Source organism: Micromonospora sp. NBS 11-29, assembly GCF_002140155.1.
Classification (GTDB): domain Bacteria; phylum Actinomycetota; class Actinomycetes; order Mycobacteriales; family Micromonosporaceae; genus Micromonospora.
The window spans coordinates 220630-243136 of record NZ_NAPR01000003.1 but is presented as its reverse complement, the minus strand read 5'-3'; the positions used below and the strand labels follow the sequence as shown (position 1 = coordinate 243136).

Here is a 22507-nt window from a genome sequence, read left to right as displayed (position 1 = left end):
GCCCGGGCCCGCCGCGCCGGCCAGGCCGGCGAGGAACTGCGCGCCGAGGTGCTGCGCGGGTACGCCGGGGCGTACCCGGGGGTGACCCACCACCGGGCGTACGAGGTGTCGATGGTGCGGCACCTCAACTGGTTCGGCGGCGACGGCACCCTGCCGCGTTTCCCGTCCCCGCCGTACCGCGACAACGACGTCGACGCGACCGAACGGATGGTGGAGTTCCTGCACGGCCACGGCGGTGTGGTCTGCTGGAACCATCCGCTGGACGTGGAGCGCCGCGACTCCCTGGCCCGGCTGCTGGTGACCCGCCACGCGCTCGGCGTCGACCTGATCGAGATCGGTCGCACCCCGGTCGAGGACCATCTCTGGGCGTACGACGTGGCGGCCCGCAACGCGATTCCGCTGACCGCCGTCGGGGTCACCGACGACCACGAGGGCATCGACTGGCGGGGCGGGCGGGACCGGCACGTCACCTCCGTCTGGGCGACCTCGACGGGTCGGGACGACCTGGTCGCGGCGTTGCGCGCCGGGCAGGCGTGGTTCGCCGACCTGGCCGGCTACCGGGGCGCCCTCGACCTGGAACTCGGCGGACGCAGCGCGATGGGCGCCCTGCCCACCGTCGCCGACGACGAGGTCACCGTGCGGCTGCGCGCCACCGACCTGCCGGCCGGCTCCACCCTGGAGGTGGTCACCGGCGACGTCGACCTCGCCGGTGCCGAGGACCCGACCCCGGCGATCCACACCGGGCAGGTGCCCTGGCGGCAGTTGCGGCAGGGCTGGCACGACCTGCCGGTGCGCGTGGGCGGCGGCGCGTACGTGCGCACCCAGGTCCGCGACCGCGAGGGCACCGTCGTCGCCGCGAGCAACCCGCTCTGGCTGCTGCGCCGCCCCCCGCCCCGGGGCGTCCCGCCGGCCCGCCGCTTCTGATTCGCGTTTCCCCGCGCGCGGCCCAGGGTAGGCCCACCCGGACCGACCCCTGACCCCGTGCGTGGAGGCCCTTCGATGAGAGACAACTTCGGTGACGCGGTGGGCGACGCGTTCCGTTCGGTGATGCTCTTCCTGCCCAAGGCGGTCGCGTTCGTCGCGATCCTGGTCGCCGGCTGGCTGATCGCCAAGGCCGTGCGGAAGCTGGTGGACAAGGTCCTGGAACGGGTGCACTTCGACAAGGCCGTCGAGCGTGGCGGGATCAAGACCGCGCTGGCCCGTTCGAAGTACGACGCCAGCGACATCGTCGCCAAGCTGGCCTACTACGCGGTGCTGCTGGTCACGCTCCAGCTCGCGTTCGGCATCTGGGGTCCGAACCCGATCTCCGACCTGATCGCCGGCGTGGTCGCCTGGCTGCCCCGGGCGTTCGTGGCGATCGTCATCGTGGTGGTGGCCGCGGCCATCGCCCGGGCAGTGAAGGACATCATCTCCAGCGCCCTCGGCGGCCTCTCCTACGGTCGGGTGCTGGCCAACCTCGCCTCCGTGTTCATCCTCGGCCTCGGCGTCATCGCCGCGCTCAACCAGATCGGGGTCGCCACCGCGGTGACCACCCCGGTGCTGATCGCGGTGCTCGCCACCGTCGGCGGCATCCTGGTGGTGGGCGTCGGCGGCGGGCTGGTCCGGCCGATGCAGAGCCGCTGGGAGAGCTGGCTGACCCGCGCCGAGGAGGAGTCCCGCACCATCGCCATGCACGCCCGCGCCTACCAGGCCGGCCGGCGTGACATCGAGGCCCGGCTCGCCGCGGACCGGGAGGCCGAGCGGAACCAGCCGGTGTCGGTGGACACCGAGCAGAGCCGACCGGTGACCGTGGACGCCGAGGCGGACCGCACCCAGCCGGTGCCGGCGTACGCGGGTTCCGCCGACCCGACCCAGCCGGTGCCCGCCCACGGCGGCGCCGACGCCACCCAGCCCATTCCGGCGTTCACCGACCCCGAGCGCACCGCGCCGACCGCGCCGCGCCAGCCCACGGCCGAGCAGGCCGCCGACAGCGAGGCCACCATGGTCATCCCGCCGGCGGACGGGTTCCGTCGCTGACCCGACGGCGCACGAACCGGGGCGGGACCCGATCGGGTCCCGCCCCGGTCGCCGTCCCGGGTGGGACGGGACGTCCGGCGGGCGGGGGACCACCGACGGACGATGGCGGGGCTACGATCGTCGGCATGACCTGGCGATGTTGATGCCGTCCTGAGCGACGAGGCCGCGGGCCGCCGCGGACACCGTGCATTCCGACCGGTGTCCGTCACGTCCCGTGGGAAGGCCCCATGCTCGTCGCTCCTGCCCGCGTGCCCGCGACCCGCCGCCTGGCGGCGACCCTCTACGGCTACGCGTTCCTCACCGACCTCGTCCTGCTCTACCCGCTCTACGTGCTGCTGTTCGCCGACACCGGGCTGTCGGTCGGGCAGATCTCCTCGCTGTTCGTCCTCTGGTCGGCCGCCGGGATCCTGCTGGAGGTGCCGTCGGGGGCGTTGGCCGACGCGCTGTCCCGGCGGCTGCTGCTCTGCCTGGCGCCGTTGCTCGCCGCCGCCGGCTTCGCGCTCTGGGTGCTGCTGCCGTCCTACCCGGCGTTCGCCGTGGGATTCCTGCTCTGGGGCGCGGCCGGCGCGCTGCGCTCCGGCGCCTTGGAGGCGCTGGTCTTCACCGAGCTGCAACGCCTCGGCGCGACCGACCGGTATGCCCGGCTGACCGGCCGGGCCCGCACCGCCGAGGTGCTCGGTGCGGTCGGCTCCGGGGTGCTCGCCGGGCCGGTCTTCGCGCTCGGCGGCTACCGGGCGGTCGGCGCCGCCAGCGTGCTGACCTGCCTGCTCGCGGCCGTCGTCGCGGCCCGCTTCCCGGAGCACCGCCCGCCGGCCGGCCCGCGCACCTCGGCCGCCGTCGTTCCCACGTCGACCGGGTCGGCGTCCTCAGCCGTCGTCGTTCCCGCGTCGGTGGTGTCGCCCGTCGCCGGGCCGGACCCGGATCGGCCGCCGTCGGGTTCGGCGGAGGCCGCGCTGAGCGACGAACCCGGCTGGCGGGACAGCCTGCGGCGGGGTCTGACCGAGGTCCGGGTCGACCGCGGCGTACGCGTCGCCGTGCTGCTGGTCGCGGCGGTGACCGCGATCTGGGGCGGGCTCGACGAGTACACCGGGTTGCTGGCCCGGGACACCGGGGTCGCCGAGACGGGCGTGCCGCTGCTGCTCCTGCTGCTGTGGGCCGGGATGACCGTGGGCGGGTTGCTCGCCCCGCTGGGCGAGCGGCTGTCCCACCGGGGGTACGCCGGCCTGCTGGTGGTCGCGGCGACGGCGACGGCGACCGGCGCGCTGCTGCGCCACCCCGCCGGCTTCCTGCTGCTGGCGCTCGCGTTCGCCGCGTTCCAACTCGCCACCGTGCTCGCCGACGTGCGACTGCAGGCGCGGATCAGCGGTGACGCCCGCGCCACGGTCACCTCGCTGGCCGGAATGGCCACCGACCTGACCACGGTCGCCTTCTACGGCGGGTACGGGCTGCTCGCCGGCGCGGTGAGCAATCCGGTCGCGTTCGCGGTGGCCGTACTGCCCTATCCGCTGGTGGCGCTCTGGCTGCTCACCGGTCGGGGGACGATGACACGATAACGGGACCAATCGTCGTATTTGCCACTACGGTGGGTCCGGACACGACCGACCGCGGGAGACGATTGCGGTGACGTTGGAAGCAGAGCGCACCCTGCGCGACGAGGAGCTGACCGGGCTGGCGGAGCTGGCGGCCCAGCTCCGGGTGGACGCCATCCGGTGCAGCACGATGGCCGGCTCCGGGCACCCGACCTCCAGCCTCTCCGCCGCCGACCTGCTCGCGGTGCTGGTCGCCCGGCACCTGCGCTACGACTGGTCCTACCCGGGCAACCCCGGCAACGACCACCTGATCTTCTCGAAGGGGCACGCCTCGCCGCTGCTGTACGCGGTGTTCCGGGCCACCGGCGCGATCAGCGAGCAGGAACTGCTGGAGACGTACCGGCGGGCGGGATCGCGCCTCCAGGGCCACCCCACCCCGATCTTGCCCTGGGTGGACGTCGCCACCGGCTCGCTCGGTCAGGGCCTGCCGGTCGGGGTCGGGGTGGCGCTGGCCGCCCAGCACCTCGACCGGTCGCCCGCGCACGTCTGGGTGCTCTGCGGCGACAGCGAGATGACCGAGGGGTCGATGTGGGAGGCCCTGGACAAGGCCGGCCACTACGGGCTGCGCGGCCTCACCGCGATCGTCGACGTCAACCGCCTCGGCCAGCGCGGCCCGACCGAGCTGGAGTGGGACCTCGACACCTACCGTCGGCGGGTCGAGGCGTTCGGCTGTCGGGCGATCGTCGTCGACGGCCACGACCTCGGCGCGATCGACGAGGCGTACGGGCAGGTCCGGGACGCCACCGGCCCGACGGTGGTGCTGGCCCGCACGGTCAAGGGCAAGGGTGTGCCCGAGGTCGAGAACGACCCGTCCTGGCACGGCAAGCCGCTCGACCCGGAACGGGCCGACCGGGCCGTGCGGGCGCTCGGCGGGCCGCGGCGGATCCGGGTCGCCGGACCGGGACCATCGGCTGCGCCACGCGCCGCCCCGACCGAGCCCCGGCAGCCGGAACTGCCCCGCTACCCGCGCGGCGCGACGGTCGCCACCCGCGACGCGTACGGGGACGCGCTGCGTGCGCTCGGGGCCGCCCGGCCCGACGTGGTGGCCCTCGACGGTGAGGTCGGCGACTCCACCCGGGGGGACCGCTTCGCCGCCGCGTACCCCGATCGGTTCTTCCAGATGTTCATCGCCGAGCAGCAGCTCGTCGCCGCCGCCGTGGGCCTGGCGGTCCGTGGCCGGCGACCGTTCGCGGCCACGTTCGCCGCGTTCTGGTCGCGGGCCTACGACTTCATCCGGATGGCCGGCGTCTCCCGTGCCGACATCGCGCTGGTCGGCTCGCACGCCGGGGTGGAGATCGGCCCGGACGGACCGTCCCAGATGGGGCTGGAGGACGTCGCGGCGCTACGCGCGGTGCCCGGGTCCACGGTGCTCTGCCCGGCCGACGCGGTCTCCTGCGCGGCCCTGGTCGCCCAACTGCCCGATCGACCGGGGGTCAGCTACCTGCGCACCACCCGGGGCGCGTACCCGGTGCTCTACGACGACGGCGAGGCGTTCCCGATCGGCGGCAGCCGGGTGGTGCGCGACGGCGGTGACGTGGTGCTGCTCGGCACCGGCGTGACCGTGCACGTCTGCCTCGCCGCCGCCGACGAGCTGACCCGGGAGGGAATCGACGCCCGGGTCGTCGACCTGTACTCGATCAAGCCGGTCGACCGGCAGCGCCTGGTGGAGGCCGTGCGGGACACCGGTGGCCGGCTGGTGGTGGTCGAGGACCACTACCCGGAGGGCGGCCTGGGCTCCGCCGTGCTGGAGGCGCTGGCCGACCTGGCCGAGCCGGTACGCGTTCAGCACCTCGCGGTGCGGGGGCTGCCCGGCTCCGGCACCTCGACGCAGCAGCTCGACCGCGCCGGCATCGGCGTGCACGCGGTCGTCTCCGCCGCTCGCGCACTCGCCTGAGGCATAAGGAAGGGCCCCCGCTTAACGCATTCGGTATAGGAAGGGCCCCCGCTTAACACGCGGCCGTGCGGCAGGCACCGGCAACTCACTCCGGCAGCGCGTCGACGTACACCCAGCGGCCGTCCTCGCGGGCGAAGCGGCTGTGCTCGGCCAGCACGCCGGGCCGGCCGCCCTCGCGGTAGTGGGCCCGGAAACGGACCGTTCCGGTGCTGTCGAACAGGCCGCCCTGCCCGGTCTCCAGCACCTCCAGTCGGGTCCACCGGGTGCCCGGGTCCATCTCGAGCCGGTCCGGCCGGGTGCGGGAGTGCCAACTGTGCCGCAGGTAGTCGGCGTCACCGCGGGCGAACGCACTGAACCGGGAGCGCATCAACGCCTCGGCGGTGGCCGCCGTCGCCGTGCCCCGGTGCACCGGAGCGCAACAGTCCTCGTACGGCCGGCCCGATCCGCACGGGCAGGCCGCGCTCCGCTTCGCCATGCCACGATTCTCACCCTGCCCGAGGGCGGGTGAGGCGGGGGCCCCGCTCGTTCATGGGGTGGTGTCGGTGTAGACCTCCACGTCGTAGAGCAGGTACAGGTCGCGCCGGCCGTTCGTGACGCCGACGAAGACCGGGTCGCCCGCCGGGGTCCGGCCCTGACGCCACACCTGCTCCCGGGCTGCTTCCCGGGACTCGTGGTGGGCCCTGCCCCCCTGGTGCAGGAGCAGCACGCGGCGGGCGGTGGCGCGGTCGGTGGCGAGGTGGACCCGCAGCAGGGGCATGACGCGACCTCCTCATCGGCCGCCACGGCCGATCGTCATCCGTTGGCCTGACTTAACCATGTTAAATTAACGGTCCATCAATCGGGGAAGGCGTCATGGACGAACGAGGGGCCGAACGACCGGGCGATCCCACGCGGGTGCCGGTGTGGCTCCGGGCGGAGCCGTCACGCGTACGGCGGAGGACGCCGCTGACTCTCGACCGCATCGTGGACGCGGCGGTGACTCTGCTCGACCGGCGCGGCGTCGAGGGCCTGACGATGCGCGGTCTCGCCCAGCATCTCGACGTGACCGCCACCGCCCTGTACTGGCACGTCCGGACGAAGGACGACGTCCTGGACCTGGCCTTCGACCGGATCTTCGGTGAGGTGCCGATCCCGCGGGTGAGCGACGACGGCCCGGCGGACGTCCGGGTCCTCGCCCGAGCGTGGCGGGCCGCCATGCTCGCCCATTCCTGGGCGCCGGGCCTGGTCGGACGCCCGATGCTCGGCCCCAACGTCCTGGCGCGCACGGAGTTCCTCCAGGCGGCGCTGGCACGTGCCGGTTGTCACGGACGTCAGCTCGCGGTGGTGACGCGCGTGCTGGCCAACTACGTCATCGGGGCCTCGCTGACGGAGGCGACCTGGCGCCGGAGCGCCGACCCCGAGGCGAGGGCCGCCGCCCGGGACCACGTGGCCGGTCACCCCGACGCCTATCCGACGCTGATCGCCTCCGGCCACCTGGACGACACCCGGTGGAGCGACGACATGCTGTTCGAGGAGGGCCTCGACGGCATCCTCCGGGCCGTGGCGCACGGATGAGGGCGTCAGCGTACGGCGGTGGCGAAGACGACGATGTTGTCGGGGTAGCTGCCGGTGCGCGGGTTGAACCGTCCCCCGCAGGTGATCAGGCGCAGCCGGGCGGCCGCGCCGCCGCCGTACACCCGCTCCGTGGGAAAGCGGCTCTTGGGGTACGTTCCGACGCCGTCCACGGTGAACGCCGTGGTGCGGCCGTCGGCCCGGACCACCCGGACGGTGTCGCCGGTGCGCAGCCGGCCGAGGTCGAAGAAGACCGCCGGGCCCTGCGGCGAGTCGACGTGGCCGACCAGCACGGCGTTGCCGGCCTGGCCCGGCGCGGGCCCGGGCCGGTACCAGCCGGCTATCTCCGGGTGCTCCAGTGGTGGCACCTCCAGCGCGCCGTCGTCGTCGGTGGCCACCGGAACGATGCCGGCGTCCACGCCGATGCGGGGGACCACCACGCGGACCGGCGTCGAGCGGGGAAGCACCGGGCCGGTTGCGCCGGAGCCTTCGGTTGCCGGCGCGGCCGAGGCGCCGGGCTGGGGCGGCGACGCCGAGGTGCTGCCCAGACCGGCCGACACCAGTCCGACGCCGGCCGCGCCGGCGAGCGTGACGACGGTGACGACGGCCACGGTGCGGACCCGCGTCGGTCGATCCCTGCGGCGGTCTGACGAGGACACCGGGGCTCCCCTCCGTCCGACGTGGACGCGGGGCCCGCGCCGGCCGGACCGGCGCGGGCAACCCGCTCGACGGGTGGTTCAGGCGGTGGCACCCGCCCGCCGCCGGCGTCGGACCAGGACGTACGCGCCGCCGGCGAGCGCGCCGGCGGCCAGCGCGCCGCCCGCGACCAGCACGCCGGTGTCGCCGTCGCGGCCGCCGGCGCCGGCCTGGGCGCCGCCGATCGGGGTGACGGTGAACGTGGCGCTGCCGCCGTCGCTGCCGTCACCGCAGGTCGCCGCCACCGTGTACGTGCCGAGCGTGAACCCGGCGGTGAAGAGTTCGGCGCTCAGCCCGCCGCCGGCCGCGGCCGTGGTGGACCGGACGTTCTGGTCCCGGTCCGGCCCGGTGACCCGGAAGATCGCGTCACCGGCATTCGGGTTGCACGTCGTGGTGAGTACGACGGTGCCACCGACCGGGGTGGTGGCGGGTGAGACTCTGGTGTCCGCCAGCGCGGCGGCCGGGAGCAGCAGTGCGCCGAGGCCCACGCCGACCGCCGCCGTTCCGAGAATTGACTGTGCCTTCATCCGCGTCTTCCCTCACTTTTCGTCCGCTGTCTGCGTGGGACGTCGTTCGGGTGGCCAACTCCGTGACTAGCACCGGTGTGGCCAACACTAGGAGGGTTGGGCCGGTCACTGGGGGTAATTGAGAAATCTTCGTTGCCGTCCGGTGTCCTCCGCTGTCGTCTCCCGAGGGCGGAACTGCGCGGCGGCACCGACACGATGCTGGTGCTGGGGCCGCTGTCTCCCGTGACCGCCGGAGGGCAGGGATCGCCGGCCGGGGATGGCCGACTCCGAGCCGGTCACTCTGCGTAAATCTCTCGGAGGGTGGGGGGAATGCTCATACACACCTTTGCTCTGCAGCCATCCCCGCATCGGGCACGGAGCGTCACCACATGCCCATCGCCGACGGCGCGGCGGTTTTTCGTCTCGGCTGTTCAACCGCGTGATGCGGATGTGGCTGCAGAGCAAAGGCGCCGGTGAGCTGGGAGCGGCCCGCAGGAGATGCTTACGCTCGGCGAGAATGAGGCCCGGAAGCGATGAGTGACCGCCACTGATAAGGCTAGCCTCCTAGGACGCCCGAGGGGTGGTGGCGCCGCACCCAGCGGCAGGGGAGCGCCAACGGAAATCGCTCGGCGGGTTCTCCCGGCACTGGTAGCTTGCGTCGTCGTGACGGGGGAACGGCTCGGCGGGCGCTTCGCCTACCTGTGGACCGCGAGCACGCTGTCCGCCCTGGGCAGCGGCACGGCCACCGTGGCAGCCCCGCTCTACGTGGCGTCGCACACCGACGACCCGCTGGTGGTCTCCGTCGGCGCGGCCGTGTCGTGGCTGCCGTGGCTGCTGTTCGCGTTGCCCGGCGGCGTGTTGGCGGACCGGACGGACCGACGCCGGCTGATGGTGGTCATCGACTGGGTACGCGTCGGCGCCCTGGCCGTGCTGGCCACGGCGATGCTCGTCGACCGGGCCGGGGTGACGTTGCTCTACGTGGTGCTGTTCGTGATCAACACGGGTGAGGTGGTGTTCCGCACCGCCGCCCAGGCGGTGCTGCCGGCGGTGGTGCCCCGGGACCGCCTCGAACGGGCCAACGGCTGGCTGAACGGCGGCACCCAGGTGACGCAGAACATGGTCGCCGGCCCGCTCGGCGGTTTCCTGTTCGTGCTGGCGGCGGCCGCACCGTTCGCACTCAACGCCGGGACGTACGCGCTCAGCGCCGTGCTCGTCGGTCTGCTCGCCGGGACGTACCGTGCGGGTGCCGGTGAGGTCGGGACGGTCGGTGCGCGCTCGGTGCGGGCGGAGGTCGCGGAGGGCTTCCGCTGGCTGATGTCGCAGCGGCTGCTACGCACGATGGCACTGCTGATCGGACTGCTCAACGTCACGTTGACCGCGGCGATCGCGGTGCTGGTGCTACTCGCGGGGGAACGTCTCGGCCTCGGTTCGGTCGGCTACGGCGCGTTGTTCACCTGCATGGCGGTGGGTGGGTTGCTCGGTTCGGTGGTCGGTGACCGGTTGATCGCCGCGGTGACCGCCACCTGGACGGTGCGGGTGGGACTGCTGGTGGAGGCCGGCCTGCACCTGGCGTTGGCGACCTCGCGCAGCGCCGCGGTGGTCGGGTTCGCGTTGTTCGCGTTCGGGGTGCACGGCGCACTGTGGAACATCGTGGCGAGTTCGCTGCGGCAGCGGCTCACTCCGCCTTCGCTGATGGGCCGGGTGGGCAGCACCACGCTGTTCGTCGCGGCGGGCGGCAACTGCGTCGGCGCGCTGCTCGGCGGGGTGGTGGCCACCCAGTACGGCATCACCGCGCCGTACTGGGTGGGGTTCGCGGTGGCGGTCGCGGTGATCGTGGCGACCTGGCGGGTCTTCGACCGGGCGACGGTGGCTGCCGCGTACGCCGAGCCCACCCCCAACCTTCCCGCCCCGGTGGTCGGATAGCGGCGCCGACCGCGGGTGTGACAGCGTGTGGCGGTGACCGTCTCCTTCCCGGTCGACGTCGACCTGGCGCTGGTCGGCGGCGGCGGCGCCGCCTCCCTGGTCCTGGCCGCCTTGGACCGGCACGGCGTGACCGGCGTGCGGGTCGCGGTGGTGGACCCGGTCCGCAAGCGCGGCCAGGACCGCACCTGGGCGTTCTGGGGCACCCCCGGCGACGACCTGGATCCGCTGTTGAGCGCGAGCTGGTCGCGGGTCGAGGTGGTCACCGCGGCGGGCCGCCGTGCCCTGTCGCTGGACCCGCTGCGGTACGCCATGCTGCGCTCCGCCCCGGTCTACGACCGGGCTGCCGCGGCGGAGCGGCGGCTGGACGCGGTGCGGGTCGACGCGCCGGCGGGGGAGTTGCGCGACGACGGTGACCGGGTGACGGTGCGTGACCCGGAAGGGCGGGCGTTGGTGCGGGCCGGTTGGGTGCTCGACTCCCGGCCCCGCCCGCCGGCCCGGCCGGGGCGGACGAGCTGGTTGCAGCACTTCCGCGGCTGGTGGCTGGCGGCCGACCGGCCCACGTTCGACCCGGAGCGTGCGGTGCTGATGGACTTCCGCACCCCACAGCCGCGGCGCGGGGTGTCGTTCGGGTACGTGCTGCCGGTCGACGACCGGTTCGCGCTGGTCGAGTACACCGAGTTCGGGCCGGCGCTGCTCGACGACACCGGCTACGACGCGGCGCTGCGCGGGTACGCCGGCCTGCTCGGGCTGGACCTGACCGCGCTGCGGGTCCGGGAGGTGGAGAACGGGGTGATCCCGATGACCGACGGCCCGTTCGTGGCCCGGCCGAGTCGTCGGGTGGTGCGGCTGGGCACGGCCGGTGGGGCGACACGCCCGTCCACCGGGTTCACGTTCTCCGCCATGCTCCGCCAGGCCGACCAGGTGGCCCGGGCGGTGGCCGCCGGCCGCCCGCCGGTGCCCGCGCCGGCGTACCCGGGCCGGCACCGGTGGATGGACGCGGTGGCGCTGCGCGCCCTGGACCGGGGGCATGTGGACGGGGTGGAGTTCTTCGACAGGCTGTTCGACCGCAACCCGCTGGAGCGGGTGCTGCGGTTCCTCGACGGTGCCACCACCCCGGCGGAGGATCTGGCGGTGATGCGGTCCAGTCCGCTGCTGCCGATGACCGGGGCGGTGCTCGGCGACGCCGCCGGGCGGCTACGCGCCCGGTTGCGCCGCGCGTAGGGCCGCGGCGATCCGGTCGCGCACGAGCACCGCCGGATCAACGAGCCTGCCGGAGCGCCGCCGTTGCGGTCCCGCCACTCGGCGACCAGCCGCTCGGTGCGCGCGAAGTCCGCCGCGGGTGGCCCCGCCGACTCTCGGCCCGGCTGGCCGGGTAGGTTGCCGGGCATGGTGGAGGCGGGAACCGGCCCGGTGGTGGAGATCTGGACCGACGGCGCGTGCAGCGGCAATCCCGGGCCCGGTGGTTGGGGTGCGGTGCTGCGCTGGGGCGGGCACGAGCGGGAGCTGTGCGGCGGCGAGGCGACCCCGACGACCAACAACCGGATGGAGTTGACCGCCGCGATCCGGGCGTTGGAGAGCCTGACCCGTCCGGTGACCGTGCGGCTGCACACCGACAGCACCTACGTGCGCAACGGGATCACCGGGTGGTTGAACGCGTGGAAGCGTAACGGTTGGCTGACCGCCGCGAAGCAGCCGGTGAAGAACGCGGACCTGTGGCAGCGGCTGGAGGCGGCGTGCGCCCGGCACGATGTCTCCTGGTTGTGGGTCAAGGGTCACAGCGGACATCCGGAGAACGAACGCGCCGACGGGCTGGCCAACCGGGGCATGGCCGAGGCGCGGGGCGGCTCACCGGCCACCCCGCGTGGGGGCCCGGGTCAGCGCAGGGGCCGTCCCTCCTCGATCTCCTCCGGCTCGTCGGCCGGGTCGACGGTGCCGGAGACGGCGTCCACGTCGTAGCCGGCCCGGCTGGTCTCCCGGGCCGAGCGTCGGTCCTCGGCCGGCAGGTCGGCGAAGTCGTCGCCGGTGTCGTCGGTGGTGTGCAGGGACTCGCCCGGCGGGCGCAGGGACGCCTCGTACGCGGTGGCGCCGTCGGGTTCGTCGGTGGCGGCGTGGCCGAAGGACTCTTCACTGGTCATGTCGCACTCCTGCCCGCATCCGGTGGCGGCAAACGTTCAGCGGGTCGCGTCCGGATGGGTCGGCATGGTGGAGCCGCCGGAGCTGCTGCCGGAGGCGCCGCCGGCCATTCCGGACCCGTCGTCCTCGGTCACCTCGTCGGGCCGGGGCGCGTCCGGCGCGGGCGGCGGCACCTCGGTGTCGGCCGGCACCTGCACGAGTCGGGCCTGGCCGGCCGGGTCCTCGGCGTGCGCCGGATCGACCGGTTCCTCGCCGTCGCGTGCCCGATATCCCACCGGTGCGCCTCCCGTCGGTCGACCCGTCGCCCGGTCGCCTTCCCACCTCACCCCGACCGAAACCCGCCCCACCCCGGCTCGCTGCCCCGCCGGCTGCCTGTGCGCCGTTGATCGAGGGGTTCGTGTCAGAAAACGAAGCGCCGGCGACGCGAACCCCTTGATCGAACAGAAGGCGGGGGAGGGAGAGGGCGGGGTCACCGTCGGCGGGGCTGGCGGTGGGGTGTGCGTGGTGTGCGAAGTGCGGTGACGGTGTGGGTCCAGTGGGTGGGGCGGCGCAGGCCGGGCGGCAGGATCGTTCGCTGGTCGCCGCGGGCGGCGTCGAGCTGGGACTGGTGCAGGAACAGGCACTCGCCGAGGTCGGTGCCGCGCAGGTCCGCCCCGCGCAGGTCCGCCCCGGTCAGGTCGGCCGCGCCGAGTCGTACCCCGCGCAGGTCCGCCCCGACCAGGGCGGCGCCGCGTAGGTTCGCCCCGGCCAGTGTCGTGCNCCCCCCCGCCGGTCCGGTCCGGCCGCGCCGGCGCGGGCCTGCTCGCCGGCGTTCGACAGCAACCGGTTCACCCGGTCACGATGCGTGTCGACGTCGACGGCGAGCAGGTCGTCCGGGGTGCCGTCGGTGAGCCGGCCGGTCTCGTCGAGGGCCGTGGCCAGGTCGTCGCGCAGCGCGCCGGGCGGGGTGATCCGGAGCGCCTCGGTCAGGTACCAGAGCAGTTCGTGCAGGGGCCGTAGCACCGCGAACGTGTCGAACATCCGCCGGGCGGTCGCCGGGTCGGTACGCCAGTCGAGGCCGGCGAAGGTGCCCTGGGTGAGGTGCTGTCCGGCGCCGAAGCAGTCGAACACGGTGCACCCGGGGAATCCGCGTTGCCGCAGCTCGGAGTGGATCCTGCAGCGGGAGTCGGCGCGCAGGTTCGGGCAGGCCCGGCCGGCCGGCTTGTCGATGGCGAAGTCGGCCGAGGCGGCGAACGCGGGGGCGACGCAGCAGACGCCGGCGCAGCGCCCACAGTCCGCCCGCAGCTCCCACCCACCGCCACCCGCCTCAGAGCCCACACCCGCCCCCTGTCCTTCCGGAAACCGCCCGTCGGCATTCTCCGCCCCCTTCACGGACCGACACCGCCCGGGGGAGGGAGGTCAGGGGGTGCGCCAGGAGGAGGGGAGGTCGGATGCCTGGGGGCCCATCAGGAGCATGCCGCCGTCGACCGGCCAGGACGCGCCGGTCACGTACGCGGCAGCGGGTGAGGCGAGCAGTGCCACGACGGCGGCGACCTCCCGGGCGTGGCCGGGACGTCCCACGGGGACGCCCGGGCGTTCCCGGGTGAACGGGTCGACGTCCTCCTGGTCGGTCATCGGGGTGGCGATCTCGCCTGGTGCGACCGCGTTGACGGTGATCCCGTCGGCCGCCAACTCCTGCGCCATCACCTTGGTCAGCAGGCCGAGCCCGCCCTTCGCCGCGCAGTACGCCGACGCGCCGACCCGGGGCGCGTGCTCGTGTACGCTGGTGATGCTGATGATCCGGCCACCCCGTCCGGCCGCGCGCATCCGCCGGGCGGCCCGCTGCGAGCAGAGGAACGGCCCGTCCAGGTCGACCGCGAGCACCTCCCGCCACTTCTCCCAGCTCACGTCGACGAAGGGCTCGGACAGGCCGGTGCCGGCGTTGTTGACCAGCACGCCCAGGCCGCCGAGCCGGTCGGCGAGGTCGTCGATGACCGTCTCCGCCCTGGGTAGCCGGGTCAGGTCCAGTTCGGCCACCTCGCATCGGCGGCCGGCGGCGCGTACCTCGGCGGCGGTGCGCTCGGCGCCGTCGGCGTCGCCGTACCAGGTGATGCCGATGTCGTAGCCGGTCTCGGCGAGCGCCACGGCGCACGCCTTGCCGATGCCGGAGTCCGCGCCGGTGACGATCGCGACGCGGTCGTAGTTCTCGTATCGCTGGGGCATGCCGGCCGCACTACCCCCGCGCGGCGCGCTCAATCGGCAGGGGCCAGCGGTGGGGTGGTGGTGTGGTAGATCGCGGTCAGCCAGACGTCGAGCAGCACGTCGACGACGTCCCGCTCGGCCACCGCCGGCCCGTCGCCGGCGAACGTGGCGTACCAGACCCGTTCGTTCATCGAGTTCAGCGCGATGGCGAGGTCCCGGGCGGGTAGCCCGTCCGGGGCCGCGCCGCGGGCGCGTTCCGCCTCGACGGCCGCCTGCACCGCGCGGACCCAGCGTTCGAGGACCTCGGCCCAGAGTCGCCGTACCTCGGGGTTGGTGCCGCGCACCTGGGCGCAGGCCAGGACCACGTCGCGGTGGCCGCCGAAGATGGCGTGGAAGCGGGCGATGAGTTCCCGCCAGCGGGCGCGCGGGTCCTCGGCGAGCCGGTCGAGGACGCCGCCGGCGGCGGTGTCGGCTTCTTCGGTGACCCGGTCGAGCAGGGTGAGCAGCACCGCGTCCTTGGACGGGAAGTAGAAGTAGAAGGTGGGGCGGGAGATGCCGGCGCCGCGGGCCAGGTCGTCGATGGAGATGTCGCCGAACGGGCGGTCGCGCAGCAGCCGCTCGGCGGTGGCCAGGATGGCCGCCTCCCGGTCGTCGCCGGTGGAGCGGCCGGCCCGTCGCCCGCGCGTCGGCGCGGCGCCGGTCGGCGTACGGGCGGGGCTCATGCCGGCCGATGGTACACCCGCTCGACACCCTGTCGATCGGAGTCGACATGGTGTTGACTGGGGTCGAGGGCGGTGGATAGGGTCCGGTCCACCGCCGGCCCGAGGGGAGAAGCGATGGCCTGCGACCACGTCGACGTCCTCATCGTCGGCGCCGGCCTGTCCGGTGTCGGCGCCGCCGTGCACCTCGGGCGTGAGTGTCCCGGCAAGACCTACGTGGTGCTGGAGGCCCGGGGCGCCATCGGCGGCACCTGGGATTTGTTCCGCTACCCGGGCGTCCGCTCCGACTCGGACATGTACACCCTCGGTTACTCGTTCAAGCCGTGGACCGACCCGAAGGCGATCGCCGACGGCGAGTCGATCCGCCGCTACGTCCGGCAGACCGCCCGGGAGTACGACGTCGAGCGGCACATCCGCTTCCACCACCGGGTGCTGCGCGCCGAGTGGGACAGCGCCACCGCCCGCTGGACGGTGCGCGCCCACCGTGCGGACACCGGCGAGGACACGACGCTGACCTGCGCGTTCCTGTTCGTCAACTCCGGCTACTACCGCTACGACGAGGGCTACACGCCCCGGTTCCCGGGCGTCGAGCGGTACGCGGGCACGCTCGTGCACCCGCAGCACTGGCCGTCGGACCTGGATCACGCCGGCAAGCGGGTGGTGGTGATCGGCAGCGGCGCCACCGCGGTCACCCTGGTCCCGGCCATGGCCGAGCGGGCCGCCCACGTCACCATGCTCCAGCGCTCACCCACGTACGTGATCTCACTGCCGGCACGCGACCCGTTCGCCACCGTCGCGCGGCGGTGGCTGCCCCCGACCGCCGCGTACGCGCTGGCACGGTGGAAGAACGTCACGCTCGGGGTGCTCAACTTCCAGCTCAGCCGCCGCGCCCCGGGCCTGGTGAAACGGTTCCTGCGCCGGGCGGCGAAGGGTCGGCTCCCGGCCGGGTACGACGTGGACCGGCACTTCTCGCCCCGCTACGACCCGTGGGACCAGCGGCTCTGCGTGGTGCCCGACGGGGACCTGTTCACCGCCGTACGCGAGGGACGCGCGAGCGTGGTCACCGACACCATCGACACGTTCACCGAGCGCGGCGTCCGCCTCGCCTCCGGCGCCGAGCTGCCGGCCGACGTCGTGGTCACCGCCACCGGCCTGAACCTGCTCGCGCTCGGCGGCATGACGCTGACCGTCGACGGCGTGGCGGTCGACCTCGCGACCACGATCGCCTACAAGGGCATGATGCTCTCCGGCGTGCCGAACTTCGCCCTGACCATCGGCTACACCAACGCCTCCTGGACGCTCAAGGCCGACCTGGTCGCNCCCCGCTCGCCCCGGACACCGGCGAGCTGGTCCCGCTGATCGACCTGAAGTCCGGGTACGTGCTGCGCGCCGTCGACCAGCTACCCAAGCAGGGGCCGCGCGCGCCGTGGCGGCTGCACCAGAACTATCCCCGGGACGTACGGCTGATGCGGCGCGGGCCGCTGACCGACGGCGTACGGTTCGCCCGGGCCGGCACGCCGGTCACCGCCGCGGTGGCCCCCTCGGGAGGAACCGATGCGTGACTTCGTCTTTCCCGGCGGCACCGCGGTCCTCACCGGCGCGGCCGGCGGGATCGGCGCGGCGCTGGCCCACGGCCTGGCCCGGCGCGGCGCCGACCTGGTCCTGCTCGACCGGGACGCCGACGGCCTGGCCGCGGTGGCCGCGGCGGTCGGCGCGACCCACCCGGACCGGCGGGTCCGGACCCACGTCGTCGACCTCGCCGACGCGGACGCCACCGACCGGGTCGCCGCCGAGGTTCTCGCCGCGCATCCCCGGATCCGGCTGCTGGTCAACAACGCCGGCGTGGCCCTGGGGGGCCGCTTCGACCAGGTCACGCTGGACGAGTTCCTCTGGGTCGTCGAGATCAACTTCCGGGCTGTGGTGCGGCTGACCCACACGCTCCTGCCCGCGCTCAAGGCCGAGCCGGGCGCGCACCTGGCCAACGTCTCCAGCCTCTTCGGCCTCATCGCGCCGGCCGGCCAGGCGGCGTACGCGGCGAGCAAGTTCGCGGTGCGTGGCTTCACCGAGGCGCTGCGGCACGAGCTGGCCGACGACGGCATCGGCGTCACCTCGGTGCACCCGGGCGGCATCCGGACCCGCATCGCCGTCGACGCGCGGGTGGGCAGCGGCGTCGACATGGCGGAGTACGAGACCGGGCGCAGGCAGTTCGAGAAGCTGCTCACCATCGACCCGGCGGTCGCCGCCGAGGTGATCCTGCGCGGCGTCGCCCGCCGCCGGGGCCGGGTGCTGATCGGCTGGTCGGCGACGCTGCCCGACCTGCTCGCCCGGATCGCCCCCGCCGGGTACGGCCGGGTCCTCGCCCTCGCCACACGCCCGCGTCCCGCCCGGGTGAGCGCGGTCGTTCCGGAGCCGGGGCGGCCGGAGTGAACCGCCGCGCCGGTCAGCGGCGTCGGCGGTGGGTGAGCGAGTCCAGCATGAGCGTCACCCCGGCGCCGACCAGCCACACGTCCTTGGCCAGGCCGATGCCCGCCTGGCTGGGCCGCAGACTGGTGCCCTCGCGCATGCCGGGCGTCTTCAGGTAGAGCTGCACCAGCCCGGCGCCGAACGCGGTCAACGCGGCACCGGCCAGCAGCGACGGGACGAACGGCGCCAGCAGCGCCGCGCCGAGGGCGATCTCGCCGCGCGAGAGCAGGACCGCGAACCGGTCCGGCGGGACCTGCCCCAGCTGCGGGATCGCCCCGACCGCCATGCCGTGCACCCCCTCGGCGGCCTCGCCCTCCAGGGACCGCTTGGACACCCCGGAGTTCAGGATGTACGCGCCGATGGCGACCCGCAGCGGCGCATGCGTCAACCTCATGATCACTCCCGTCCGACGTCGGAGCCGGCACCCCGCGTACCCGGCAGCGACCGGGACAATCCGCCGCACGAGCGCCGAGCCGCCGGCGCCGATCAGCGGTAGGTTCGGCGGGGGACGTGCGGCGAAGGAGGCAACGTGGGCCAGGAAGTCCGGGCAGTCGTGTCACGGCGCAAGGGCGCGCCGGTGGAGGTCACCACCATCGTGGTGCCCGACCCGGGGCCGGGCGAGGCGGTGGTCCGCGTCCAGTCCTGCGGCGTCTGCCACACCGACCTGCACTACCGCGAGGGCGGCATCAACGACGACTACCCGTTCCTGCTTGGCCACGAGGCCGCCGGCGTCGTCGAGCAGGTCGGCGACGGCGTCACCGACGTGGCCCCCGGCGACTTCGTGGTGCTCAACTGGCGGGCCGTGTGCGGGCAGTGCCGGGCCTGCCGCCGCGGCCGGCCCTGGTACTGCTTCGACACCCACAACGCCGCGCGGAAGATGACCCTCACCGACGGCACCGAGCTGACGCCCGCGCTCGGCATCGGCGCGTTCGCCGAGAAGACGCTCGTGCACGCCGGTCAGTGCACCAAGGTCGACCCGTCCGCCCGGCCCGCCGCCGTCGGCCTGCTCGGCTGCGGCGTCATGGCCGGCCTCGGCGCGGCCATGAACACCGGCAACGTGACCCGGGGCGACTCCGTCGCGGTGATCGGCTGCGGCGGCGTCGGCGACGCGGCGGTGGCCGGCGCGGCCCTGGCCGGCGCGACCACGATCGTCGCGGTGGACACCGACGCCCGCAAACTCGACTGGGCGCGCCGGTTCGGCGCCACCCACACCGTGAACGCCTCCGCCGACGACCCGGTCGAGGCGATCCGCGCCGCCACCGGCGGGTTCGGCGCCGACGTGGTGATCGACGCAGTGGGCCGGCCGGAGACCTGGAAGCAGGCCTTCTACGCCCGCGACCTCGCCGGCACGGTCGTGCTGGTCGGGGTGCCCACCCCCGAGATGACCGTCGACCTGCCGCTGCTCGACGTGTTCGGCCGCGGCGGCGCGCTCAAGTCCAGCTGGTACGGCGACTGCCTGCCCAGCCGCGACTTCCCGATGCTCACCGAGCTGTACCGGCAGGGGCGACTCGACCTGGACGCGTTCGTCACCGAGGAAATCGCCCTCGACCAGGTCGAGGAGGCGTTCACCCGGATGCACCACGGCGACGTCCTGCGCTCGGTGGTGGTCTTCCCGTGACCGCCCGCGTCGGGCACACCGTCACCTCCGGCACGTTCTCCCTCGACGGGCAGACCTTCGACGTCGACAACAACGTCTGGGTGATCGGCGACGACACCGAGTGCGTCGTCGTCGACGCGCCGCACGACGTGGCCGCCATCCGCGTACTGGTCGGCGACCGGCAGGTCCGCGCGATCCTGGCCACGCACGCCCACGACGACCACGTCCGCGTCGCCCCCGAGCTGGCCCGGGCCACCGGCGCCCCGGTGCTGCTGCACCCGGCCGACCGGGTGCTGTGGGACCTGGTCCACCCGGACACCCCACCGGACGGTGACCTCACCGACGGGCAGACCGTCACCGTCGGCGGCACCACGCTGCACGTCCGGCACACGCCCGGTCACAGCCCGGGAGCATGCAGCCTGTACGCCCCGGAGTTGGGCGCGGTCTTCACCGGCGACACGCTCTTCGCCGGCGGGCCGGGCGCGACCGGCCGTTCCCACAGCGACTTCGGCACCATCGTCGAGTCGATCCGCACCCGGTTGCTCACCCTGCCGCCGGAGACGGTGGTGCACACCGGGCACGGCGCCGACACCACCATCGGCGCCGAGGCGCCGCACCTGGACGAGTGGATCGCCCGAGGTCACTGACCGCACGGGAGGAAACCACCTGGCCCGCCCCGCCCGGTCACGGCCATACTCGGCGGCGTGCCCGCGACGCCCCTGACCCAGGCGCAGTCCGCCGCGCTGCGACACGTACGCGACGTCGCGCGGCGCGGCCGACCGGCGGCGCTCGCCGTCATCGCCGCGCACCTCGCCGGCTCGGGAGCCACGATCCGGCACGACGAGGTCATCGCGGCGGTGACCGGGTACGGCCGGCTGACGCTCAACTTCCACCCCGACCGGGTGCTGCGCGACGGCCGGACCGTGGCCGATGCCCTCGACGAAGAGGGCGTCTACCGCAGCCAGTTCGAGACCGGCATCTCCAACGGCGGGCTGACCGCGTACCCGGGAGGCGACCGGGACGTCTGGGAGCGGACGCTGTTCGGCGGCGCGTACCAGCGTCCGGGTGTGCTGCCCGCGCAGCGCCCGAAGTACGGCGGCCTGAACCTGCTCGACCATCCCGACGGCGCCTGCCCCCGGTTCGGCTCCTGCCACCTGCTGCTACGTCCGGACGTGGTGGCCCGCGCCACGTTCAGCTTCGGCGACAGCCACCTCGGGCCGACCGACGTCGGCACCGCCACCGTGTTCGAGCCGGTCCTGGCCGCGCTGTTGACGGCCACCGCCGGCACCGGCGTCAGCCTGGGCGTGTCCGGAATGGACACCGGCACGTTGCTGCGGACGCTGCTGTCGCGCCGCGAACGGACGTCCGGGCGGGCCGGGCGTGCCCTGGACGACTACATCGAGGCGCAGGTACACGGCGAGGTGAGCCTCGCCCGGGACGTCGAAGCGGTGGTGCTCGACCCCTCGTTCCGCGACACGGACGCGGGACGACGACTCGCCGGGATCGCCCGCCGGCACGGCTTCGCGCTGCGCTGGCACCCCGGTTTCGAGCTGCCCGTCCAGGCCGTCGACGCCGGTTTCCGCGGCCCGGCCGTGCCGCCGCTGGCCGCCCGCGTCCACGCCGAGTTCGCCCGGCCCGGGGAGCCGCTGCACGCGGCGCTGATCGGCCGCGCCGCGGCCTCGGTGGTACGCGAACCGCGGCGCTGGGCCGACCGCGGGCCGGCCGAGGTGACGCTCCAGGATCTCAAGCTGCTCTGGCACGTCCTGGTGTGGTCCGGCCGTCCGGCCCGGTCGTCCTGTTCCGCCTGAGCGTCCGGTTCCCGGTGCCGCCGGCCTCGCCGACCCGGTCCGTCCGGTTGCCCGGGTGACCTGGACCGCAGCCACCGCCGCACCGGACATCTCCGGAATGCCCGACAGGCCCGGCTGGTTGTGTTCCCCATACCGCGGCACCCGAACGTGTGCCCGCCGGTAGTCCCCCGAGGGGCGCTCACCCCGGAGCGCGTCGTAACGATCGAAAGGGCAACCATCGTGCCGCAGCACATCACTCGATGGCTCCCCGCCATCGCGAAGACCGCCGTCGCGAAGAGCACCGCCGTCGCCCACAACCGCCGCGCCGCGCTGACCGTCGCCGGCGTGGTCGCCCTGGGCGGGCTGGCCTTCGCGCCCACCGCCGTCGCCGCCCCGGTGACCAGCGGACCGCACGCCGGCGCCGTGGCCGCGATCGACCTGGCCACCGGCAGGAAGACCGGCACCGAGTCGGTCAAGCCCGGCATGACCACCGGCAGCGACAAGGTCCCCACCAAGGCCGACCGGCCGGCCCGGGACAAGCTCATGCCGCACGGCGTCGAGGGCGCGCAGTCCCGCATCCCGCTGGACGACGCGCAGATCGACAACGCCAAGGCGATCGTCGAGGCGGCCAAGGAGACCGGCGTGGGGGAGCGGGGCGCCGTGATCGGCGTCGCGACCTCCCTGCAGGAGTCGAAGCTCTACAACCTGGGTCACCTCGGCACCTACAACGACCACGACTCGGAGGGCCTGTTCCAACAGCGTCCGTCGTCCGGTTGGGGCACGTCCGAGCAGATCACCGACCCCGAGTACGCCAGCAAGGCGTTCTTCGGCGCGCTGAAGAACGTCGGCGGCTGGCGCGAGCTGCCACTGACCGCCGCGGCGCAGACGGTGCAGGTGTCCGCCTACCCGTACGCGTACGCGCAGTGGGAGGAGCAGGCGGCGGACCTCGNCCCGGGAGCGGGGCCGGCCGGTCGAGGCCGCCCCCGTCCCGGACGCCCACGCCGTTCCACGTGGGCGTGTGAGTGGACACCGTGCGTCGATCAAGCCGTCAGTCCGCCGCGGGTGCACCGTCCGTGTCCCACCCCTTGGTAGACGCAACCCGGATGCTGGTCTGCGTCCGTCAGGCTGCACCCATGCCGTTCCACTCGTGGCCCGGGTCCAGGCGTGAGTGGAACGCCATGGGTGTCTGTCGGCTCCGGTTGTACCCATGCCGTTCCACTCGTGGGCCCGGAGGGGCGTGAGTGGAACGTCATGGGTGTCTGTGGCGTCCTGTGGCACCCATGACGTTCCACTCGTGGATTCGGTGGCGCGAGAGTGGAACAGCATGGGTGTCTCCGGCGCCGAGGTGGACCATGCCCGTTCACGCGCGGCGCGAGTGGACGGGCATGCGGTGTGAGGGCCCTACATGGCCGAGTGGGTGGAATGCCCGGTTCGACGGTGGTGGGTGGCACG

The 22507-nt window shown here is 74.1% G+C and carries 20 protein-coding genes and 4 pseudogenes; 14 read left to right on the top strand and 10 right to left on the bottom strand.

The window, feature by feature from the left end; all coding sequences use genetic code 11:
• The 4 genes and pseudogenes from B1205_RS30735 to B1205_RS02410 form a co-directional block, all read left to right on the top strand.
• Positions 1-924 (top strand): annotated as a pseudogene (locus tag B1205_RS30735) (hypothetical protein); the annotation flags it as partial.
• 75 nt (positions 925-999) lie between these two features.
• Positions 1000-1711, top strand: a pseudogene (locus B1205_RS02420) (mechanosensitive ion channel family protein); the annotation flags it as partial.
• A gap of 532 nt (positions 1712-2243) precedes the next feature.
• Complete coding sequence (locus B1205_RS02415; RefSeq protein ID WP_089154102.1) at positions 2244-3569, top strand: MFS transporter; 1326 nt, start codon at positions 2244-2246, stop codon at positions 3567-3569.
• Between the two features lie 67 nt (positions 3570-3636).
• Positions 3637-5499: a transketolase gene (locus tag B1205_RS02410; RefSeq protein ID WP_089154101.1), complete on the top strand. Its 1863-nt coding sequence runs from the start codon at positions 3637-3639 to the stop codon at positions 5497-5499.
• Positions 5500-5584: 85 nt separating this feature from the next.
• On the opposite strand, the gene B1205_RS02405 is transcribed toward B1205_RS02410, so the two are convergent.
• Together B1205_RS02405 and B1205_RS02400 are read right to left on the bottom strand one after the other, a co-directional pair.
• The gene (locus B1205_RS02405; RefSeq protein ID WP_089154100.1) at positions 5585-5974 is read right to left on the bottom strand and encodes a YchJ family protein; all 390 of its coding nucleotides are present in this window, start codon (positions 5972-5974) and stop codon (positions 5585-5587) included.
• 51 nt (positions 5975-6025) lie between these two features.
• Positions 6026-6256 (bottom strand): hypothetical protein, encoded by a 231-nt coding sequence (locus B1205_RS02400; RefSeq protein WP_089154099.1) that lies wholly within the window; start codon positions 6254-6256, stop codon positions 6026-6028.
• 95 nt (positions 6257-6351) lie between these two features.
• Here B1205_RS02400 and B1205_RS02395 point away from each other — a divergent pair, with 95 nt between their 5' ends.
• Complete coding sequence (locus tag B1205_RS02395; RefSeq protein ID WP_089154098.1) at positions 6352-7053, top strand: TetR/AcrR family transcriptional regulator; 702 nt, start codon at positions 6352-6354, stop codon at positions 7051-7053.
• 5 nt (positions 7054-7058) lie between these two features.
• Here the strand turns inward: B1205_RS02395 and B1205_RS02390 are convergent, their stop codons facing one another.
• Together B1205_RS02390 and B1205_RS02385 are read right to left on the bottom strand one after the other, a co-directional pair.
• Positions 7059-7661, bottom strand: a complete 603-nt coding sequence (locus tag B1205_RS02390; protein ID WP_254909648.1) for a class F sortase — start codon at positions 7659-7661, stop codon at positions 7059-7061.
• 126 nt (positions 7662-7787) lie between these two features.
• Positions 7788-8273, bottom strand: a complete 486-nt coding sequence (locus B1205_RS02385) for a hypothetical protein (RefSeq protein WP_089154096.1) — start codon at positions 8271-8273, stop codon at positions 7788-7790.
• Between the two features lie 642 nt (positions 8274-8915).
• Between B1205_RS02385 and B1205_RS02380 the strand changes: the two genes are divergently transcribed.
• From B1205_RS02380 to rnhA, 3 genes are all read left to right on the top strand, one after another.
• Positions 8916-10175: an MFS transporter gene (locus B1205_RS02380; RefSeq protein ID WP_089154095.1), complete on the top strand. Its 1260-nt coding sequence runs from the start codon at positions 8916-8918 to the stop codon at positions 10173-10175.
• Positions 10176-10208: 33 nt separating this feature from the next.
• Positions 10209-11396: a lycopene cyclase family protein gene (locus B1205_RS02375; protein WP_089154373.1), complete on the top strand. Its 1188-nt coding sequence runs from the start codon at positions 10209-10211 to the stop codon at positions 11394-11396.
• A gap of 165 nt (positions 11397-11561) precedes the next feature.
• Positions 11562-12131 (top strand): ribonuclease HI, encoded by a 570-nt coding sequence (rnhA, locus tag B1205_RS02370; protein ID WP_089154094.1) that lies wholly within the window; start codon positions 11562-11564, stop codon positions 12129-12131.
• On the opposite strand, the gene B1205_RS02365 is transcribed toward rnhA, so the two are convergent.
• The 5 genes and pseudogenes from B1205_RS02365 to B1205_RS02345 form a co-directional block, all read right to left on the bottom strand.
• Complete coding sequence (locus tag B1205_RS02365; protein WP_089154093.1) at positions 12050-12310, bottom strand: hypothetical protein; 261 nt, start codon at positions 12308-12310, stop codon at positions 12050-12052. The genes rnhA and B1205_RS02365 overlap by 82 nt on opposite strands.
• A gap of 36 nt (positions 12311-12346) precedes the next feature.
• A complete protein-coding gene (locus B1205_RS02360) occupies positions 12347-12583 on the bottom strand; it encodes a preprotein translocase YidC (protein ID WP_089154092.1) in 237 nt (78 codons plus the stop codon).
• 194 nt (positions 12584-12777) lie between these two features.
• Positions 12778-13625, bottom strand: a pseudogene (locus B1205_RS02355) (pentapeptide repeat-containing protein).
• Positions 13626-13706: 81 nt separating this feature from the next.
• Positions 13707-14510, bottom strand: a complete 804-nt coding sequence (locus B1205_RS02350) for an SDR family oxidoreductase (RefSeq protein WP_089154091.1) — start codon at positions 14508-14510, stop codon at positions 13707-13709.
• A gap of 29 nt (positions 14511-14539) precedes the next feature.
• Complete coding sequence (locus B1205_RS02345) at positions 14540-15211, bottom strand: TetR/AcrR family transcriptional regulator (RefSeq protein WP_089154090.1); 672 nt, start codon at positions 15209-15211, stop codon at positions 14540-14542.
• Between the two features lie 114 nt (positions 15212-15325).
• On the opposite strand from B1205_RS02345, the pseudogene B1205_RS02340 reads away from it, so the two are divergent.
• Together B1205_RS02340 and B1205_RS02335 are read left to right on the top strand one after the other, a co-directional pair.
• Positions 15326-16770, top strand: a pseudogene (locus B1205_RS02340) (flavin-containing monooxygenase).
• The gene (locus B1205_RS02335) at positions 16763-17635 is read left to right on the top strand and encodes an SDR family NAD(P)-dependent oxidoreductase (protein ID WP_089154089.1); all 873 of its coding nucleotides are present in this window, start codon (positions 16763-16765) and stop codon (positions 17633-17635) included. Before B1205_RS02340 ends, B1205_RS02335 begins: the two are co-directional and overlap by 8 nt.
• Before the next feature lie 13 nt (positions 17636-17648).
• Here B1205_RS02335 and B1205_RS02330 read toward each other — a convergent pair whose 3' ends face one another.
• Positions 17649-18065 carry a hypothetical protein gene (locus B1205_RS02330; protein WP_089154372.1) on the bottom strand — a complete coding sequence of 139 codons (417 nt, stop codon included), beginning with the start codon at positions 18063-18065 and terminating at the stop codon, positions 17649-17651.
• 135 nt (positions 18066-18200) lie between these two features.
• On the opposite strand from B1205_RS02330, the gene B1205_RS02325 reads away from it, so the two are divergent.
• The 4 genes from B1205_RS02325 (at position 18201) to B1205_RS02310 (ending at position 22147) form a co-directional block, all read left to right on the top strand.
• Entirely contained in the window at positions 18201-19289 is a 1089-nt protein-coding gene (locus tag B1205_RS02325; RefSeq protein ID WP_089154088.1) for an S-(hydroxymethyl)mycothiol dehydrogenase, read from the top strand.
• Complete coding sequence (locus B1205_RS02320; RefSeq protein ID WP_089154087.1) at positions 19286-19915, top strand: MBL fold metallo-hydrolase; 630 nt, start codon at positions 19286-19288, stop codon at positions 19913-19915. Before B1205_RS02325 ends, B1205_RS02320 begins: the two co-directional genes overlap by 4 nt.
• A gap of 57 nt (positions 19916-19972) precedes the next feature.
• Entirely contained in the window at positions 19973-21076 is a 1104-nt protein-coding gene (locus tag B1205_RS02315) for a DUF3626 domain-containing protein (protein WP_089154086.1), read from the top strand.
• Between the two features lie 219 nt (positions 21077-21295).
• Positions 21296-22147 carry a hypothetical protein gene (locus B1205_RS02310; protein WP_441338431.1) on the top strand — a complete coding sequence of 284 codons (852 nt, stop codon included), beginning with the start codon at positions 21296-21298 and terminating at the stop codon, positions 22145-22147.
• Positions 22148-22507 lie beyond the last annotated feature (360 nt).